At 64.8% G+C, this 19,015-nt stretch carries 16 protein-coding genes and 1 tRNA gene; 10 read left to right on the top strand and 7 right to left on the bottom strand.

Annotated elements, in window-relative coordinates:
• The first annotated feature begins 11 nt into the window (after positions 1 to 11).
• The 3 genes from NUH29_RS10055 to NUH29_RS10045 all read left to right on the top strand — a co-directional run bounded on the left by NUH29_RS10055 (position 12) and on the right by NUH29_RS10045 (position 1,273).
• Positions 12 to 143 carry a hypothetical protein gene (locus tag NUH29_RS10055; protein WP_258798977.1) on the top strand — a complete coding sequence of 44 codons (132 nt, stop codon included), beginning with the start codon at positions 12 to 14 and terminating at the stop codon, positions 141 to 143.
• Between the two features lie 80 nt (positions 144 to 223).
• Positions 224 to 296, top strand: a tRNA-Arg gene (locus NUH29_RS10050).
• Between the two features lie 374 nt (positions 297 to 670).
• Positions 671 to 1,273, top strand: a complete 603-nt coding sequence (locus NUH29_RS10045) for a hypothetical protein (protein WP_258798976.1) — start codon at positions 671 to 673, stop codon at positions 1,271 to 1,273.
• Between the two features lie 175 nt (positions 1,274 to 1,448).
• Here NUH29_RS10045 and NUH29_RS10040 read toward each other — a convergent pair whose 3' ends face one another.
• From NUH29_RS10040 to NUH29_RS10015, 6 genes are all read right to left on the bottom strand, one after another.
• Positions 1,449 to 2,498, bottom strand: coding sequence for a LacI family DNA-binding transcriptional regulator (locus tag NUH29_RS10040; protein ID WP_258798975.1), 1,050 nt, complete (start codon positions 2,496 to 2,498; stop codon positions 1,449 to 1,451).
• A 45-nt stretch (positions 2,499 to 2,543) separates the two neighbouring features.
• Complete coding sequence (locus NUH29_RS10035; protein WP_258798973.1) at positions 2,544 to 3,539, bottom strand: acetylxylan esterase; 996 nt, start codon at positions 3,537 to 3,539, stop codon at positions 2,544 to 2,546.
• Between the two features lies 1 nt (position 3,540).
• Complete coding sequence (locus NUH29_RS10030; RefSeq protein WP_258798971.1) at positions 3,541 to 4,344, bottom strand: carbohydrate ABC transporter permease; 804 nt, start codon at positions 4,342 to 4,344, stop codon at positions 3,541 to 3,543.
• Positions 4,345 to 4,397: 53 nt separating this feature from the next.
• On the bottom strand, positions 4,398 to 5,270 hold the full coding sequence (locus NUH29_RS10025) for a carbohydrate ABC transporter permease (protein WP_258798969.1): 873 nt from the start codon (positions 5,268 to 5,270) through the stop codon (positions 4,398 to 4,400).
• A gap of 61 nt (positions 5,271 to 5,331) precedes the next feature.
• Entirely contained in the window at positions 5,332 to 6,585 is a 1,254-nt protein-coding gene (locus tag NUH29_RS10020) for an ABC transporter substrate-binding protein (protein WP_258798968.1), read from the bottom strand.
• Between the two features lie 33 nt (positions 6,586 to 6,618).
• Positions 6,619 to 7,557 carry a glycoside hydrolase family 43 protein gene (locus NUH29_RS10015; protein WP_258798967.1) on the bottom strand — a complete coding sequence of 313 codons (939 nt, stop codon included), beginning with the start codon at positions 7,555 to 7,557 and terminating at the stop codon, positions 6,619 to 6,621.
• Between the two features lie 173 nt (positions 7,558 to 7,730).
• Here NUH29_RS10015 and NUH29_RS10010 point away from each other — a divergent pair, with 173 nt between their 5' ends.
• The 3 genes from NUH29_RS10010 to NUH29_RS10000 all read left to right on the top strand — a co-directional run bounded on the left by NUH29_RS10010 (position 7,731) and on the right by NUH29_RS10000 (position 13,016).
• On the top strand, positions 7,731 to 9,560 hold the full coding sequence (locus NUH29_RS10010) for a glycoside hydrolase family 2 protein (RefSeq protein WP_258798966.1): 1,830 nt from the start codon (positions 7,731 to 7,733) through the stop codon (positions 9,558 to 9,560).
• Between the two features lie 31 nt (positions 9,561 to 9,591).
• Positions 9,592 to 10,794, top strand: coding sequence for a Gfo/Idh/MocA family protein (locus NUH29_RS10005; protein ID WP_258798964.1), 1,203 nt, complete (start codon positions 9,592 to 9,594; stop codon positions 10,792 to 10,794).
• A 98-nt stretch (positions 10,795 to 10,892) separates the two neighbouring features.
• The gene (locus NUH29_RS10000) at positions 10,893 to 13,016 is read left to right on the top strand and encodes a hypothetical protein (protein WP_258798963.1); all 2,124 of its coding nucleotides are present in this window, start codon (positions 10,893 to 10,895) and stop codon (positions 13,014 to 13,016) included.
• 64 nt (positions 13,017 to 13,080) lie between these two features.
• Here NUH29_RS10000 and NUH29_RS09995 read toward each other — a convergent pair whose 3' ends face one another.
• The gene (locus NUH29_RS09995) at positions 13,081 to 14,322 is read right to left on the bottom strand and encodes an aminotransferase class V-fold PLP-dependent enzyme (RefSeq protein WP_258798962.1); all 1,242 of its coding nucleotides are present in this window, start codon (positions 14,320 to 14,322) and stop codon (positions 13,081 to 13,083) included.
• A gap of 149 nt (positions 14,323 to 14,471) precedes the next feature.
• Between NUH29_RS09995 and NUH29_RS09990 the strand changes: the two genes are divergently transcribed.
• From NUH29_RS09990 to NUH29_RS09975, 4 genes are all read left to right on the top strand, one after another.
• Positions 14,472 to 16,223, top strand: coding sequence for a KAP family P-loop NTPase fold protein (locus NUH29_RS09990; protein ID WP_258798961.1), 1,752 nt, complete (start codon positions 14,472 to 14,474; stop codon positions 16,221 to 16,223).
• A gap of 116 nt (positions 16,224 to 16,339) precedes the next feature.
• Positions 16,340 to 16,969: a hypothetical protein gene (locus NUH29_RS09985; protein WP_258798960.1), complete on the top strand. Its 630-nt coding sequence runs from the start codon at positions 16,340 to 16,342 to the stop codon at positions 16,967 to 16,969.
• The gene (locus NUH29_RS09980) at positions 16,966 to 18,237 is read left to right on the top strand and encodes an adenine nucleotide alpha hydrolase family protein (protein ID WP_258798959.1); all 1,272 of its coding nucleotides are present in this window, start codon (positions 16,966 to 16,968) and stop codon (positions 18,235 to 18,237) included. The genes NUH29_RS09985 and NUH29_RS09980 overlap by 4 nt, the downstream gene beginning before the upstream one ends.
• A complete protein-coding gene (locus NUH29_RS09975; RefSeq protein ID WP_258798958.1) occupies positions 18,212 to 18,970 on the top strand; it encodes a TatD family hydrolase in 759 nt (252 codons plus the stop codon). The genes NUH29_RS09980 and NUH29_RS09975 overlap by 26 nt, the downstream gene beginning before the upstream one ends.
• Positions 18,971 to 19,015: the final 45 nt, after the last annotated feature.

Genomic DNA, 19,015 nt, shown 5'->3' with positions numbered 1-19,015 from the left:
GGGTGAGGAACATGGGAGATGACGAGATGCCGGCGGGCGAGGAGTTCACGGATGGCGCCGATGTGCGCAGCGTCGCCGGCGCGCAGTGGGACGAGTACGAGGTGCCGTTCGACGCGGCTGCCGCAGCCGACGGCGACGGCTGACCGCCGGGCGCCCGCCTCGGCCGCGTGCTCGACGTCATCAGAGCCCTGATATAGTCGTCAGGTTGACTTCGCGTCGACGCGCGCCCGTAGCTCAATGGATAGAGCATCTGACTACGGATCAGAAGGTTGGGGGTTCGAGTCCCTCCGGGCGCACACTGGTTGAGACAGTAGAAAGACCCGGTCAGACGGTTGTTCTGGCCGGGTCTTTCGTTTGCTCACGCATCGCGACCGCGACGGCCCGTGCAATCCCCGTGCAATCGGGATTCGATCTCCTGAGACTCCAGTCCTGCCTGGTCGGGTGGCTTCAGTGCCCCTTGAGGTTCAGTTCGCGTTGTTCATGACCCGCGAGACGAGCGAACGTCTCCGCCGCAGCGGCGCCCTCCGGATTCGCGGAAAGACCTCGGATGCGATGACGGGGCGGGCCAAATAATCGCTGGGGCGGGGGTGCGCGCGAGAACGACCGAGTGCGGGGCAACTGCCCCTCTTGCCCCGCGCGCGCCGAGAGCTGGCACCGGCACAATGTCAGGGTGAACGACTCCGGACGGCCGTTGCCGCTGCAGACCTTCGATGGCGAGGGCGACGACCTGCCCTTGATGCTGGCCCGTGGTTGGGCGGAAGCATCGATGCGATTGCTCCAGGAAGCGTCCGCAATGCGGAAAGAGTACCGAGCGCTTGACCGAGCCTACGAGCGCATGGATATCGAGGGGCTGTCTGAGTCGGACCTTTTGGACAAGATTCGACGGATTTGGATAGCGGAATCCATGCTTGTTCATGCGGCATCTAGCTTGGAGATCTGGATGGCGAAGCTCTATCGAACGCGACGACGCAAGCCGCGGCCACAGGTCGCCTATCTCCGCCAATTGCGCAACGCCCTTGAGCATCTAGAAGAGGCCGACTTCGATGACGAAGGCTGGATTGCAACCGCACGGACCGCACAAGGCGCTCGGAGAGGGATAGGTGCTCTTCCCGAAGCGAAGCTCGAGGTGGGTCTTGGGCCTGACGGGCTATTGTTCGGCGTCATCGCCCCGGCCGAACTGCATTTGCTCGTCGACGACCTAGTGCGGGAACTTGATCGTGAACTCGACGAGTACGCCCAGGATTGGTTCGACTTCATCAGTGAGGACCGGTAGCGCGCCCGAACGCTCACCCTCAGAGGTCGCGGCTCCGCCCGTTCGAGCCCCCTCCTTGAGTTGAGAAGAGCTGTCCATCGTGTCCATGACGGCCACAGTCTCTGACAGGGGCTCCAGGATGCTCGGCCTCGCATGGAGCCGAGCGAGCGGCCGAGAGCGCCGTCCCGGCGCCCCACTACTCGGAGAACGACACCGCTGCATCGAGGGCGGTCGAGTCGCCGCCGCGGGGTGCCGCTGTGGATCCGCGCACGATAAGAGTCGTGTTGAAGAGCATCCGCTCCATAAGTGGCCCGGTGCCGTTGAGCTGGGATGCGACCGAGCGCGCCGCGAGTTGCCCCATGTCGTGAAGAGGTTGCCGCACCGTGGTCAGGCCTGGGTAGGAATGGCTCGCCTGCGGCAGGTCGTCGAAGCCGACCACTGAAACATCCTGAGGCACCGACATCCCCAACGACCGCACCGCGTCGATCGCGCCCATCGCGAGCGTGTCTGCGCCACAGACGATCGCCGTCGGATGCGAGGCGCTGATCATCTTCTGCGCGTTCTGGAAACCACTGGCGTAGTTGAACTCGCAGATCGCCTTGAGCTCGGGGGGAACGGTGAGTCCCGCCAACCGCATCGCATCCTCGAACCCGGAGAACCGTTCCCGGGAGCTCTCGAATTCCCAGACGCCGCTGAGATACCCGATCTCGGTGTGGCCGAGATCGAGCAGGTGCTGGGTCGCCTGGCGCATACCTCCGTAGTTGTCGACGACGATTCGAGGGAGGTCGATGTCGAAACGTCGAGGGTCGACGATGACGACCGGCCGCCGACGCTCTACGAGCAGGTCGATGGTCGGCTGCTCGAGTGCCGGCACCATCAGCACGAGGGCGTCGACGAAACCGCGGGTGAGGAAGTCGACCCGCTCGTACTCCCGGCCGCGGTCGTTGTGGTTCGAACTGATCAGCAGCTCGAGGTCCGACGATTCGAGTTCATCCATCACGCCGCGGACGATCTCGAGACCGTAGGGGTTGGTGACGTCGGCGATGATGCCGACCAGCCCGGTTCGTCCGCCCTTGAGGTTCCGAGCTGCGCTGCTTGGAATGTAGCCGAGCTGTGCGGCCGCTTTGGCGACCTTCTTGCGCGTGCTGTCAGAGGCGCCAGGGCGATCGTTGAGCACGTTCGAGACCGTCATCACCGAGAATCCGGTGGCCTCGGCGATCTGCGCAAGCGTCACTCGTTCGGTCATCGCCGGTCGGGTCGCCTTTCTGCGAGCGGGGTGGTTGCGCTCACTCTAGGACGAAGTCACGCCCGGCGACGGTCGGGACAGCACTCGCCCCAGCCATTCCAGTTGGCGAACTCGGTGGAACTCGCCACCGCCTTCGTGGTCATTGAACGGGTAGACCGCGATCTCCTTCGGGCCGGCATGCGCGTTGTAGGCCGCGTAGACCGTCGAGGGCGGGCAGGTGGTGTCCATCAGGGCGACCGAGTAGAGCGCTTCGGTGGTGATTCTCGGGGCGAAATTGGCGCCGTCGAAGTACGACAGCGTTCTGAGCGCCACGCCTTCACGGTCGCGGTAGCGGGCGAGATAGTCGACGACCTCTCGATAGGGCAGGCGGTCGGTGATCCGTACCGCTCGATCGACATGGCACAGGAAGGGAATGTCGATCATCGCCGCGAACACCGCCGGGTGGAGAGCGGCGGCAGCGAGCGCGATCGCACCACCCTGGCTGGCGCCGGCGACCATGATCCTCGAAGCATCGACGTTCGCCAGAGTCGCCACGGCATCGACGGCGCGTACGGCGTCGGTGAACAGGCGACGGTAGTAGTGGTCGCCGGGTGCCGTGATGCCACGGGTGAGGTAGCCGCCGATGGGACCGGTTCCGGATGCCGGCGAGGGGTCGGGTGTGTCGCCGACCGTCCACTGCCCCTGCCCCCGGTTGTCCGTCACGAGATGGGCGTAGCCGGCCTGCGCGTAGATGGTGTTCTGGTGGGCGAGACCCCGGCCGCTGCCGTAGCCGGCGAACTCGACGATGACGGGGAGGCGTCCGGATGCGCCCCGCGGCAGGTGAAGCCATGCGCGCACCCGGTCGCCCGCGAAACCCGCAAACGACACGTCGAAGGTGTCGATGACCGCGAGTCCGTTGTCGACCGGTTCGAGGGCGACCGCGAGGTCGTGAAGCCTCGCCTCGGCCAGCGTCGACGACCAGAACTCGTCGAAGTCCGGCTGCACGGGCACCCGGGGCGCGTAGTGCTCCAGTTCATCCAGCGGGAGATCGAACAGCGCCACGTCAGCTCTTTCCGATTCCGGCGGTGATGCCGCCGATGATCTGCCGCTGGAAGATGATGAACAGCACGATCAGCGGTGCCGCGGCGAGCACCACGGCGGGGAAGAGCTGCGCGGCCGCGATCGAGTTCTGCGTTCCCACGAACTGGAAGACCGACAGGGTCACGGTGCGCACGCCACCTGAGGTGAGGAACAGAAGCGGCACAACCACATCGTTCCAGATGCTCAGCGTGACGAAGATGGCGATCGTGGCCGTAGCCGGCCGCAGCAGCGGGAACACCACGTGCCAGAACGTTTTCAGCGGCCCGCATCCGTCGATGGCCGCCGCGTCCTCGAGCTCCTGCGGAATGCTGCGCAGGAAGCTGACATAGAAAAGGATCGCGAACGGCAGGTTGAACGACGCGTAGACGAGGATCGCCGCGAGGTACGTGTCGAGCAGGTGCAGTGTGTGCATCAGCAGGTACAGCGGCGTCGTCAGCACGAAGACGGGGATCGTGAGGCCCGCGATGAAGAGCCGGTATGTGGCCTTCGTCCAACCACGGATGTGGCGCGCGATCGCCCAGCCCGCAGCGGAGCCGGTCACGACGACGAGCGCGACCGAGCTGAGCGCCACGAGCGCGGTGTTGAAGATCGCCCGGCCATAGTCGAGGCTCGCGAACACGTCTCCGTAGTTGCCCCAGGCGATCGGATCGGGGAAGCCGAGCGGATTCTCGCCGAGGTCCGCCGTCGTACGCACCGAGCTGACGAGCATGTAGAACACCGGCAGCAGGATGATCAGGGTCACGATCACGAGAAGGATGCCGCTCACGAGTCGCAGCGGGCGTACTCGGGGCCGCCGGCGCAGGCCCGACGCTGACGTCGTCACCACTCCACCTCCCTGCGTCGGAGAACCGTCGTCAGGATGAACGAGACGATGACGGTCAGGATCAGCAGGATGACAGCGAGCGAGCTGCCGTAGCCGTAGTTCAACTTTCCGAAGCTTTCGTTGAAGATGACGTAGCTGATCGACTCGGTCGAGAACCCCGGTCCACCTTTCGTCATCAGGAGGATGAGGTCGAACACGCGCAGCGCGCCGATCGTCGAGAGCGTGAGGTTCACCGTGAAGGCGGGGGCGAGAAGGGGCCATTCCACGGATCGGAACAGCTTCCATCCGCGCGCGCCGTCGATCGCGGCCGCCTCGAAGATCGTCGACGGGATCGACAGGAAACCCGACAGGTAGATGGTGGCCGCGTACCCGGTGAACATCCACACGTTGACGACCGCGATCGCCGCGAGGGCGGTCGTCGGATCGCCGAGCCAGATCTTGGCCGCGCCGTCCAGTCCCACCGCGCGAAGCAGGGTGTTCAGCGGTCCGGTGATCGGCGAGTAGATGTACGACCAGATGTACGCCACCGCGACAGTGGCCATCATCGCGGGCACCAGGGTGCCGACGCGGGCGAAGCCCTGAAGCCGGGTGTGGCTGTACATCCACCGCGCGAGCGCGAGGGCGAGTGCGTTCTGGAGAACGACGCTGATGACGGTGAACACGATCGTGTTCTGCAGGGCTGCCGCTGCTTTCGGGTCGGTGAAGGCCTTCACATAGTTCTCGATGCCGATGAAGTCGCCGGCGAGAGCTCCGCGCGCGTCGGTGAAGCTCAGCCAGAGGCCGCTGACCGCCGGATACACGGTGAAGAGGATGAACAGGATCAGGGCGGGTGCGATGAAGAGAAGTGCGGTTGGCCGCGTGAGACGCACGAGGCTTCCTTTCAGGGAGAGAGGCGGGGCCCGGCCCAGGCAGCCGGACCCCGCCGTTCGACTACTTGAGCTGTGTCGGCTCGACCAGCGAGTTGAGCAGGCTGGTCGTGTCGGAGGCTGGAGCAGTCGGATTGAGGAAGATGTTCTCGACGCCCTTGATGAGGTCGAACTCCGCATCCGGATCGTTGAGCATCTGCGCCACGGACGGCGTCACGTTGCCCGCCGCGAAGCTGTCCTCGATGGGCTTCGACGCCTCGTTCGACGGCGAGGGCACATCCTTCAGTGTCGAGAAGCCCGCCTCGGCCTCCAGGAAGATCGTCGCGATCTCAGGAGACGCGAGGAAGTCCAGATACGTCCGTGCCGCATCCGGGTTCTTCGCTGCTGCGTTGATGCCCCAGCCGCTCCCGACGAAGTTGAACGCCTTCGGCTCGCTTCCCGCCGGGCCGCCCGGGAACGCGTTCAGCGTCACCTCGAACTGGGCGTTCTCGAGGATGTTCGTCAGCGACCATGCGCCTTGCACCATGAACGCCCACTTGCCGGCCTGGAACTCGGGCATGGCGTCGACGTTCGGGTCGAGGCCGAGCGAGAGCGCCGGGTCGACGAGGTCCTTCGCGAAGAGCTCCTTGAAGGCGTCGACGACCGGATCCCACGTCCCCGTGAACGATGCGTCGCCGGCGTCGTAGTCTTCGACCCATCCGGCAGGCACATGGGTTGCGGCCAGCTCGAGGGCGATCTGCTCGCCCATCCATCCGCCCTTGTTGGGAACCGAGAAGCCGGGGATGCCGGCCGCCTTCAGCGTCTCGAGCGCGTCGATGAACTCGGGCCAGGTCTGCGGCACCTCGTCGATCCCCGCCTGAGCCAGAAGGTCCATGTTCGCGTAGAGGCCGAGCGGGATGTTCTCGGCGTTGAACTGGTACGTCTTGCCGTCGTACTGGTTGAACGGCGTCAGGTCGTCCATCTGGCGGTCAACCCACGGCTGGTCCGAGAGGTCGGCGAGGAAGCCCTGGCTGGCAAAGGCGATCATCTTGACGCGGTCGAGCATGAGCACATCCGCGGCCGTGCCTGCGGCGAACCGCGGGTTGTTGTAGGTGAGCCAGTCGGGGTTGTCGACCCAGGTGTACTCGAGCTTGATCTCCGGGTGCTCCTTGCGGAACAGATCGTTGATCGTCTTCATATCGGCGTCGTTGGTGTCTTCGCTCTTCCACGACACCACGGTGAGGACGTTCTCGTCCCCGCCGTCGCCCGTGGACGCACAGCCGGATGCTGTGACGGCGATGCCGGCCGCGAGCACCGCGGCCAATGCGATTCGTCGCATGTTCACTCCTTTGTGTCTCATCAGTGTGGTGCCTCAGCCTCGGGTAGGCGACTGAGCTGGGGTGCCGGCCGCGTGGGCTGCGATCGGCAGGTTCAGGGGGTGGCTCGGGGAGAAGACCGATGCGTGGCGCATGCCGGCGGGTACTTGCAGGGGAGCGGGCGACCAGCGGAGGCAATCCCGGCTGGTGGCGGCGGCGTAGGCGTCTTCGAGGAAGCGGTCGAAGATGACCACCCACTCGCCATCGCGTCGGAACAGGGAAGGGCCTTCGACGGGAGAGAAGGGCACGGCGCTGTCGAGCAGGTGGAACGGCGCACCGGGGTGAGGGAATCGGGCGAAGCGGATCGTCTTGTTGTCGGTGGCGAGGTCGTTGCGCCCGCGCTCGTCCTTGAACGCCATGAGGAATCCATCCGAGTCGACTGCGACGGTCGCATCGATCACGGTGTAGCCGGGATCGAAGAAGACCTCGGCAGGCGTGAAGTCGACGAAGTCGGTGGTGCGTGAGGTCCAGATCCGCTGGCGCATCACGGGATCGACCCACGCTCCGGTCGGCGGGGTGGATGCGGGGTCGACGATCGACGACCAGAGCAGGTGGTGGATTCCGGTTGCCGGATCGGTGAAGAATTCCGGGGCCCACGCGTTGTAGGTGCCGGCGATCTCTGCCATCACGGGGATCAGTTCCGGGGTGCTCCACTGCAGCAGGTCATCGGAGACGCTGTGGACGACGCTGTTGCTGCGCCACCCGTCGGTCCCCAGGAGGTGGAAGCGACCGTCGACTCCTTCTCCGATGAAGGGATCCCGGATCGAGTGGGCGCCCTGCTCTGAACGCAACAGCGGGGTGCCACCGAGAAGCGGTTCGAAGTGAACCCCGTCGTCGCTGACGGCAAGGTGCAGCGCCTCGTCGGCGAGCGTGAAGTACGACATCACGAACGCAGGCGACCCGCCTCGGCGGTTGTCGTGTGCGCTGATCTCCATCGATCCGTCCACTTCGTCGGGCCGGGTTGCACCGGCGTATGTAACGTCAAAGTAGAACTACAGCTCGGTGATGTCAACAAATTTATGAAACAAGTGCGGACAATGGATCAGAACTTGACGAGGCTCTATGTAACGCTACAGTTAGCGACAAATCCCGACGCCGAGAGGACACCATGACCGACCAGCCCCGCCCGGAGTACCCGCGCCCGCAGTTCGTTCGCGATCGCTGGCGGAACCTCAACGGGGAGTGGGAGTTCGAGTTCGACGGGGGCGACAGCGGATTCGAGCGCGGGCTGGTGCAGCGGCGTCTGCAGCATCAGATCACCGTTCCTTTCGCGCCGGAGTCCCAGCTCTCTGGAATCGGGGACACCGACTTCCACGCGGCCGTCTGGTATCGCCGCGCCATCCAGATCCCCGCGGAATGGTCGGGCCTCAATGTCGTCCTGCACTTCGGGGCCGTCGATCACGACGCGACGATCTGGATCGACGGCATCGAGGTCGGTCGTCATCGCGGAGGGTTCACGCCATTCGCGATCGACATCTCAACGTTCGTGCGCGCAGGTCGCACGTCGACCCTCGTCGTGCGCGCACGCGACAGCAAAGACGCATCGCAGGCCCGTGGCAAGCAGTCGACCGAGTATCACAACCACCATTGCGACTACACCCGCACGACCGGCATCTGGCAGACGGTCTGGCTCGAGGCGGTGCCGCCCATCTCGCTGAAGCGGCCGCGGATCACTCCGGACGTGGGAGCATCCGCCCTCCATGTCGAGCTCCCGCTGACCTCGAATGTGCCGGGCGGCTCGGTTGCCGTCACGCTGCGAGATGCCGAGGGCATCGTCGTCAGCGGAACTGCACGCGCCGACATCGACCTCGCGCCGCGAGTGACGTTGTCGATCCCTGCCTCACGATCGCGGCTCTGGTCGCCCGAGGATCCGCACCTCTACGATCTCGACCTCGAACTCCTGGATCCCTCGGGCGCCGTCATCGACGGTGCGCGGAGCTACGCGGGGCTGCGTAGTGTCGCGATCGTCGGCAAGTCGGTGCTGCTGAACGGCCGACCGGTCTTCCAGCGGTTGGTACTCGACCAGGGCTACTACCCCGACGGCATCATGACTGCGCCGAGCGACGAGCACCTCATCCGCGACATCAAGCTCGCCCAGGAGGTCGGCTTCAACGGAGCGCGCCTGCATCAGAAGGTATTCGAGGAGCGATACCTCTACCACGCCGACCGGCTCGGCTACCTCGTGTGGGGAGAGTTCGGCGACTGGGGCTGCAAGGTGGACTGGAAGCCCGACGACCGGCAGAAGCCGACGGCCAGCTACATCACCCAGTGGCTCGAAGCGTTGGAGCGCGACTACTCGCACCCGAGCATCATCGGCTGGTGCCCGCTTAACGAGACCCGGCAGTACATCGGTGACGGGATCACTGTCCTCGACGACGTCACCCGCGGCATGTTCCTCGCCACCAAGGCGGCGGACCGTACCCGCCCCGTGATCGACGCATCCGGCTATTCGCATCGCGTGGCCGAGACCGACATCTACGATTCGCACAACTATGAGCAGGACCCCGAGCTCTTCGCCGGGGTGATGGACATGATCCGCACCGGAGTCCCCTACATCAACACCGAAGACGACGAGAACCGTTCGATCCCGGAGACGGCACCGTGGTCGATCGCCTATCGCGGGCAGCCGTACTTCTGCAGCGAGTTCGGCGGCATCTGGTGGAACCCGACGCCCGCCGACGGCGAGGCGAGCTGGGGCTACGGTCAGCGTCCGGAATCCCTCGAGGCCTTCTATCAGCGGTTCACCGGACTCGTGGATGTGCTGCTCGACAACCCCGAGATGTTCGGCTATTGCTACACCCAGCTCACCGATGTCTTCCAGGAGCAAAACGGCTTGTTCTTCTTCGATCGCACCCCGAAGTTCGACGCCGAACGTCTTCGCGCCGTGCAGTCGCGGACTGCGGCCATCGAGGCGCAGGCGCTCGCGCCCTCGTCGTAGTCCACCCGCCACCCCTCCGAGAGGAAACCCCATGCCCTTCAACCTCGGCATCGTCGGCGCCGGCCAGTTCTCAGGACAGTTCGCCGCGCTCTTCCAGCTGCACCCGGGTGTCGCGCGCATCGCGACCACCGACGTGATCCCCGAGCGCGCTGCGACGCAGGTGCAGCGACTCGGACTCGACCGCACGATCGCCGGCTTCGACGAGATGCTCGCCGACCCGACGATCGATGCCGTCGCCATCTTCACGCAGCGGTGGACGCACGGGCCGCTCGTCGTGCGCGCTCTCGAGGCGGGCAAGCATGTCTACTCGGCCGTGCCGATGGCGATCACGGAAGAGGAGATCGCCTCGATCATCGACGCGGTGAAGCGCACCGGTCTGACCTACATGATGGGGGAGACCAGCTACTACAACCCCGCCACCGTCTTCGCGCGGCAGCAGCTGCAGGAGGGGCGTTTCGGTCGCGTCTTCTACAGCGAAGGCGACTACGTGCATGACATGGATCTCGGCTTCTACGACGCGTACCGCTTCAGCGGAGGCGCGGAATGGAAGAGCACGGCGAGCTACCCGCCCATGCTCTATCCGACGCACTCGATCGGAGGGGTCTTGGGGGCCCTTCCGACGCACGCGGTGAGCGTGAGCTGCATCGGCGTGAAAGACGATCGTGGTGATGGGGTCTTCGACCGCGATGTCAGCATGTTCCAGAACGACTTCTCGAACGCCACGGCCCTGTTCGAGCTCGCCGACGGCGGCGCCATGCGCATCAACGAGATGCGTCGCGTCGGCTACCCCTCGCGCATCCGTGAGAGCCGCTTCCGGTTCTTCGGAACCGAGGGCAGCTTCGAGCAACTGGCTACGACGTCCGTCTGGCAGGACAAGGAGGAGGTCGACGACGTCACCGAGTTGCTGGCGACCACCGACACCATGGACCCGAACGACCCGTCCCTCGCGGACATCGCGCCGGCGCTGCGCGACTCGTTCATCTCGGGCCATGCACGCATCCACGACACCTCGCGACTTCCCATCGAGTTGAACGGCGCCCACAACGGTCACGAAGGTGCCCATCACTTCTTGGTCGACGACTTCGTGCGGGCCGTCGAGAACGGCACCCTCCCCCCGGTGAACGCCTGGACGGCCGCCCGCTTCACCCTGCCCGGCATCATCGCGCATCGGTCCGCGCTGCAGTCGGGCGCGCGCCTCGCTGTTCCCGATTTCGGTGAACCCGTGTATCGCTAAAGGTCTTGCGCTGAAGAGGTCTGCAAGGGTAGAACGTGCGTACCACCTTTAACGTTAAAGATGGATTGCACGCGATACCGACCTCGAAGGAGAGATCTGTGAAGTGGAACCGCGAAGGCGGGCGATTGCGCCGTCGGATAGCCTCAGCAGCCGCCGTCGCTGCGCTGATCGCCGGGGCTGCAGTCGCAGCCGGCCCGGCCTCGGCACTGCCGTCCCCATCCGAAACACTCGGCCCCGCGAACTTCACCGGTTCGTCGTGGCTCAACCTCACCGATGCGCCGGCGAACATCGTCAAAGTGGGCAGCACGCTCTACGCGATGACGAGCGAGGGCGGATCGCAGCGCTGGGACCGCTGGCAGGGCACGACCGTCGACAACATGGGCTCCAACCAACTCGCGACGAGATCGGGATTCCCCACCAACCTGAACTACGCCTGGTGGTTGACGAACGTGTGGATCCAGCCCGGCACCGGCACCTGGTACGGCATCGTGCACAGTGAGTTCAACTTGCCCAACGGCAATTACGCGCGGCAGGTCGGTCTCGCCACATCGTCCAATCTCGGCCTGACATGGAATTGGGCGGGGTGGATTCTCACGCAGGACGCCAGTTTCGTCGCGCCCGCGGGAGCTCCGGCCGGCTCGTACACCTTCGGTGTGGGCGACCAACGACTTGTCGTCGACACGGCGGGCGGCTACTTCTACCTCTTCTACGCGACCGGTTACCGGGACCCGGTCAACCATTCCTCGCAGCAGTCGAAGTACATGCACTACAACGCTGCACGCTGCCCGATCGCCAACATCGCCACCACGACCTGCTGGACGAAGTGGTACGGGAGTTCCTTCAGCGAGGCGGGCATCGGTGGACATGACGGCACGGTCATGCCGTTCACCGGCATCATCCACTACGGCGACCCGGCCGGGCAGTTCAGCTACGAAGACACCCCGGCCTTCACCTACAGCACCGCACTCAACAAGTTCATCGCCATGGGTCACGACTGGATCAGCACCACCACCGACCTGACAAATCAGGCATGGTCGAGCCCGGTCACCCTGACGGGCGGGACGGCAACTGACAACTGCTGGTACCTCTGGCCCGTCGACCCCGCCACAGGAAGCACCTACTCGGTGGGTTCTTCATTCCGGCTCTACGGAAACGCGACCGGACTCAGCGGATGTGCCGTGCGTGCGCGCTACGCCACCGTCGACACCTCGGGCAATCCGGCGGCGACGACAAGCTGGTCCGCTTCCAACGGGTACACCCACAACCAATGGCGCTCCGAATACGCGACCTCTCGCGGCGGGACCACGTTCCTGCCGATGGAGTACGTCACCGCGGCCGGCGGCAACCAGTACCAGTGGAAGGGCAGCGAGACCTACTGCACGGTGTTCTCGGGCACACAGCAGCATCCGGGCTACGCCTGCGACTCGAGCCGCACCTGGCAGGCGCCGATCTCGGCCACCGTCACGCTGGGCTCGGATGGGTCGATCCAGGTTCCCGGCTCGTGCGGCAACACGGCGGGCGTCACGGTGCGCATCCTGAAGAACACCACTCAGATCTGGGCGGGTGCTGCAGCGATCACCAACGGCGGCGCGGGTCTGACCTTCCCCGGGGGCGTCACGACCACCGTGGCTCCGGGCGACCTGCTTCGGTTCGTCGTCTCGGGTGTGGGCGGTTCGATCGCCTGCGATGCGACGACGTGGAATGCGACGATCACCGCGAACACCGGCCTTCAGAACATCGTCTGGAAGGCATCCGACGGATTCACGCAAGGGTGGGATCAGTGGCGCGCCGAGTACACCACGGTCGGCGGCACGAGCATGTCGGCGATGGCGTACAGCCGACTGTCTCGCGAGTGGGAAAGCGGGCAGCCCTACTGCACCGTGTTCTCGCCCACCGAGCAGCACCCCGGGTTGAACTGCGACTCGGTGCGCACCTGGGTGGCGCCCTCGGCGGGAACCGTGACGATCGGCGCGAACGGGCCGATCACCGTCGGTGGGCCGTGTGGCAACACCGCAGGGGTGAACCTCAGAATCCTGAAGAACGGCACGCAGATCTGGCCCGGATCGGGCTACCAGAACGTGACGAACGGAGGGTCGTATACCTTCCCATCGGGAATCACGTCCTCCGTAGCCGTAGGTGATCGGCTGTCGTTCGTGGTTCAGCACGCCGGCAGCTCGATCGCCTGCGACGCCACCGACTGGGACGTGAAGGTCAACTTCTAGAAGCCGCAGCGATGGGGCGTCCGGCGCATCGATCCGCCGGACGCCCTTTTCGCGGAGTCGTCGTTCACCTCTTCGAGGCGCTTCGCGACCATTGCACGAGAGCGGGCACCACCGTCTCGGCGAAACGATCGAAATCCTGCGACGTCGAATAGGCGTGCGCCGACAGCCGAAGCCGCGCCACACCGCCCCAGTCGGCGATTTGCGTCTCGAAGCCGAGCTCATCGGCGATCCGTTGGCGCAGCGCTGCAGCACTCTCTGGTTGCGCTGCAAGCCCCGACGGCAAAGCCACGAGCGCCATCGATGGAGCTGGCATACCCACCTCCACACGATGGTCCTCGCCCGTCGCATATGCGAATGCTGCGGCGATTATGTCGCGCCCGTAGGACACGAGCTCACCTTGATACAGCCGGATACGATCCCAACCGATCGCCTCCTCCAGCGCGGTGATTCCGGCGGCCGATGCCAGGTATCCCGTCGAGTCCGCGGTGCCCTGCTCGTCGAACGATTCCGGGTACGCCGCGTCGCTGGACCACGACTCGATCGGCGGCCGCACTCGCTCGGCTGTCGCCGCATTCAGCACGGTCACCGCGGAACCCCGCACGCCGCATGCCCACTTGTGCAGGTTGCCGACCCACGCATCCGCCGTCGTCGCCGCCGGAGCCTCGAGCATTCCGGGGGCGTGGGCCGCATCGACGAGCACAGCCACGCCACGAGCACGCGCCGCCTCTGACACCTGCTCCACCGGCATCAGGCGAGCCGTCGCTGACGTGACATGGTCGAGCACCACCAAGCGCGTTTCGGGGCCGATGGCGTCGAGGACCGCGGCAGTGGCCTCGGCAGCTGTCGCCGACAGTGGCACACGCGCGGTCACGACGCGCGCGCCCACTCGCGCCGCTTGGAGCGCCACGTGCTTCGCAAGCGCACCATAGGCGTGATCGGTGACCACCACCTCGCCGCCCGAAAGCTCGCGAAGCACTGCCGTCGTGCCCGCGCTCGCGCTCGGGACGAAAGCCAGGGATCGCGGATCAGAACCCAGGAACCGAGCGACGACCAGCCGCGCTTCCTCTCGGCGCGGTTGCACGCTGAGGTGCCATCGAAGAGGATTCGCATCGACCTCGGCCAACAGCACTGACCTCAGCTCGACCGTTGAACGCGGCGCGGCGCCGAAGGAGCCGTGGTTGAGGTGGACGACCTGAGGATCGAGTGCCCAGAGCGCAGCGGCAGGGACGCCCGACCGCGTGAGGAGAGGTGGTGGGGCATCAGCGGGCGTGGACGTGCGGGCCTCCGGAGAACGGGCGATGCTCACGGTCCCAGCCTATGAGGGCGCCGGGCTCGCGGGGGAGGCGTGGCCTTTCGGTCCCGGACCCAGTTGAGCGACAGTTTCGTCCCTGCGATTGGGTACTTGCGTTGGAGTGAAGACCTGTGGGTGGATTAGCCGACCATTTCGGAGTTGAAATGCCACCCCACGGTTTTTCCCTTTTCGACGACAATCCTGCGTCGATCGATCTACTCGGTCTCGAACCAATAGCGGTCGCCATCGCGGATGCGGCCTTGGACGATCGTCTTGACCCAGTGACGGTGGGAATCAACTCGCCCTGGGGTGGCGGTAAAAGTACGGCGCTTCGCCTCGTCGAGTTGGAGTTGCGGCGACGAGACGGTGTTCTTGTTGTGAAGGTCGACCCCTGGGAGTTCGTCGACACGGGAGACCCGCGGGGCACCCTGATCACGCGAGTCCTGGAGGGAGTTCAGGACGAGTACGAGCGTCGCCAGTCTCTTCTCGCCGAAGGGGAGGTGAAGGAACGAGCGGCGGCGGCGCTTGGAACCTTGAAGGAGAAGGTCGTCGAGCTCAGTCGCCGGATCTCATGGACCAAGGTCGCTCAGGTCGCAGCGAAGTCACTCGTCACTCTCACTCCCGACATTCCAGGCTTCGTCGACGCGCTGACGCCGAAGGATCCGACGCCTGAACAGGCGAGCATGCGCGTTGGCATGCGCGAGTTCCGGAAGCAGTTCGGCAAACTGATTTCCGAGCTCCCCACCGTCGATCGAGTGGTAGTGCTCGTGGACGATCTCGACCGGTGTCTGCCGGGTGACGTTCTCGGAGCATTGGAGGCAATAAAGCTGTTTCTGAGTGTCGAGGGGATGGCCTTCGTCATCGCGGCCGACGACAGCTTCATTCGAGAGAGTCTCCGAGACGCCTTGGATAGGCAAGCGCGAGGTCGCTTCGCAGACAGCTACACCGAGAAAGTCATCCAATTGCCCTTCACCCTCCCGCAGATGACGCTGGCTGGTGCGGAGGCGTACCTCACTCTCCTTCTCGCGTGCGCGGACGCTGAGAAGGCGGTCCAAGCGCGTCTGGCTCAGGCGAGCCTCGCTCGTCGGACGGAAGGCGTTTCCCCTTACGCATACGAGGGAATGGTTGACGAGCTGCCCACCCGTGAGATGGTGGAACAGGCTGCGTCGATGGTCTATGGCATGGCACCTTCGCAGTCATCGACGCCCCGTCAGCTCAAGCGATTTCTCAACAACCTGGCGATCAGGGCACGAGTACTTGGAGCGACCAGCGGAGCGATCGACTTGGGGTCGGTGATGAAGCTATGGGTCCTGGAGCAGAACTTCCCCACGAAGTTCGCGGAACTCGGCGCTCAGGCGCTCGACGCGCGGAGCGAGACGCTCCGGGGTTGGGAGAACGCGGACGACTCTGGGCCTGATGCGGCCCTAGTCACTTGGGCGCGGAATGGTGTGCAGCTCAGCGAGAAGCCGGAAGATGTGACCGCGTACCTTTCGCTCGCTGCGACCGTCGTGGCGAACGTCAGCGTGGGTCCGGATCTCAACGACGAAGAAACTCGCTTGCTTCGGAGGCTCCTCTCCGAGAGCGAGCTCGTCCGGCAAGGCGCCCAAGACGATCTCGCGGAGGAGCCTCAGACCGGAGATGCGGCGGTTGCTCAACAACTCGCGGCCGCGTTGCTCGGGGGGCGTAGAGATCAGGCGCTTGACTCGTTGCAGAGTATTTCCCTCAGGAGAGTCGACCTCATAGAGCCAGTCTCCAGCGTGCTCAATCGCGCTGACCTGCTTTCTTCGATCACCCGCACCGAGCTGCCGTACTTCGCAAACTACCCCGCGACACTGGAGGCGCTCCTAGAACTCCGAGCGGCCGAGCCGATGTTTGCAGATGCAATCCGCGACGAGATGAGGGGTGAAGTCGTCTAGTGGGTACATCTAACGCTTTCGGCGGTTCGAGCGCCTGGAACGCGGCCGCCTCCAATGCATCGACCGAGATTGGCAGTCCGGCGGGGAACTCATTGTCTACGGCATTCGGTGCGGCTTTGGGCAAGGCTCTGTCGCGAGGTGACACATCCGGACGGTCGTACCGCGTCGCCGACCTCCTTGCCTCCAGCCGCTCAGGCGGGGGCTCGAGCGCTTCAGGTGATGGTCGCGAGGGACGGACGCAGCCAGCCTTTACGCGGCAGGCGGCGCGAGGCGCACTTGTCCTCGCGGCGGTTGAGGCAGTCGAAGCCGGCGACGATGCCGAACTCGCTGAGCTTGGCATTGACCTCAGCCAGCTCGACGGATTGTCGGGCATGGCCCTCTATCTCGAGCTCTCTGCACTCATTCTTGGCCCATCGTCCCATCCTGATGATCAGGCGGTTGCGGAAGCTGTCCTTGCCACGCTCGCCTCTGGACAGACTGGATCCACTCTGGCCGCGCGCATCGGGCAGTTCGTGTCTGCTCTTGCCTGGCAGCTCGCCAAAGTCCAGTTGTCGGCACGCAAGGACATTCGCGCTCGTGCTGACGGAGCCGTGAAGGCATTCGAGACCAAAGTCAAGAACTGGATCCGCGCGCGCGTGAATCAGGTTGCCGATGTGCTGACCTCGAAGTCGCCCCAGAACGTGGCGGACTACGCCTCTGGACTTGCAGCTCGAGCGTGCAAGGAGTTCGTGGAGGGGACCTCATGACGCATGTGTTCGAAGTGCTTCCGTCTGGAACACCGTCCGAGGTTGGTGGCGCCGGGCAGATTGTGTGGCCCGTCTCTCCGGGGACAGCCGGATCAATCACAACCACTTTGCAGTGGGGCCTCGCGGAATTCTCGGCAGCCTCGGGCTCAACTCGAGATCTATTCCGGATCGTCGCCGCGCTCTATCTCGCCGACAGCCTGGTCGAAAAGCCAGCCGTCTCCCTCCACCGAGACTTGGAGGTCCATGTACATGTTGCAGATTCTGCGCGGTGGACCGAGGACGTGCTCAATGCGCTAGTCGACCTGGCTCGGTGGCTCACGGGCGATCGATGGACTGTTGTGATCCACCAGTCGGCTCACGCGTCGGACGCCACTCAGGTGACTTCGCTGGGCCTCGATCGGATTCAACTTCTCTCGGGTGGACTTGACTCGCTGGCCGGTGCCGTCATCGGAATGAAAGACGGTGCCGCGGTCGGCTTTGTAGGAGCCCGCGACTACTCCACAGCGGTGCGTCATGCACAGAACCTGATCGCCGGCGCGCTGGGAGCCGACGCGACCTATCGACTCGAAGAGCTGCTCCTGGCGGATGCTTCTGACCGAAAGAACCACGGGCCGCGTATGCGTTCCCTCCTCTTCATGGTCATGGCCGTCCTTCATGCGGAGAATGACGGGGCGCCGGAGGTGTGGGTTCCGGAGAACGGCTTCACGAGCATCAATGCCCCTCTCGACGCCGGGCGCGGTGGCACCCTGACAACACGATCGACGCATCCGTACACGTTCGCCCTTGTGAATGCGCTGCTCGATTCGCTGTCGATTGAAGTCGCCGTGGTTAACCCCTTCTCTGCCCTCACCAAGGGCGAGCTCGTAGGGCAGGCGAAAACGGAGTTGAGGTCCAAGAGGTGGGCGCCAGTCACCGCCGCGTCATATTCGTGCGGTCGGGGAAACACGCAGCGATTTCACGCGGACCCCAATCTGAACTGCGGGCTCTGCGTGGCGTGTGTGGTTCGGCGGGGGAGTTTCATCGCTGCGGGCATGCGCGACCCCTCGACGTACGCGTGTGACGCGCTGAGTGGCGGTCATCGGAAGGATCTCGTCGAGGCGCGGAGCCGCGACATCTATTCAATCCGCGAAGCTCTCGCCGGCGGCATTCCGGATGTAGCGATTCTGGCCTCGGGTCGATGGCCGGGCGGGACAGACTTTGACGCTGTGATCGACCTGGTTCATCGCGGGTTGGAGGAGCTTCGTGCCGTTCGACTTCCCCGCCCTTGATTGCCACGCCCATATCGATCCCACGGTCACGCGGCGCCAGGTCGCGACCTTGGAGGGTGCCCAAGTCTTCGCGATGACGAGGACACTAGACGACGCTGAGGTTGCGATTTCGAACACTCAGGATGGGATCTACTGGGCGATCGGTGCGCATCCGGGCGTCCGCGGCGCAGTGGACTCGTGGGACTTGAAGAGGTTCGAGTCATTGGCGCAGACGAACTTTCTCGTGGGTGAAGTAGGTCTGGATCGGCGTGGAAGTTCCGCGCCGCATCGGGCAATGCTGGTCGAGGCGCTAGCCGCAGCACAGGGGCGCATAGTCTCCCTCCACAGCGCTGGACGAGTCCGGGAGGTTCTCGACGCGGTCGAGCAGTCCGGCAACCGCGGTGTGGTGCTTCATTGGTTTCTCGGCGATGTGACCGACATCCGCCGCGCGATCGAACTTGGTTGCTACTTTTCGGTGAATGCGGCGATGCCCGATGACGCGCTGAAGGCCTTGCCGTACGAACGAGTGCTTCCCGAGACAGATTTTCCTGCGTCTCGTGGCAAGACCGGTGCCGCTCGACCAGGAGACATCAGTGCGCTGGAAGCGACAGTGGCGCGATTGACTCGGCTGCGCCCGGAGAGAGTTCGCCGGAATTGGTACATCACCCTCGGGAGCCTGATCCGAGATGCCTCGGTGGTCGGGATTCCAAAGCGCCTCGTCGTGCTCTGCGACGAAGCAGGGAGTTCGCGCTGATCGATGGCCCCAGCACCCCCACCAAGGGGTGTGGCAGGAGTGACG

Source organism: Protaetiibacter mangrovi (genome assembly GCF_024752305.1).
In the GTDB taxonomy this organism is placed as follows: Bacteria; Actinomycetota; Actinomycetes; order Actinomycetales; family Microbacteriaceae; genus Homoserinibacter; species Homoserinibacter mangrovi.
This window is presented reverse-complemented; position numbering and strand designations above follow the sequence as displayed.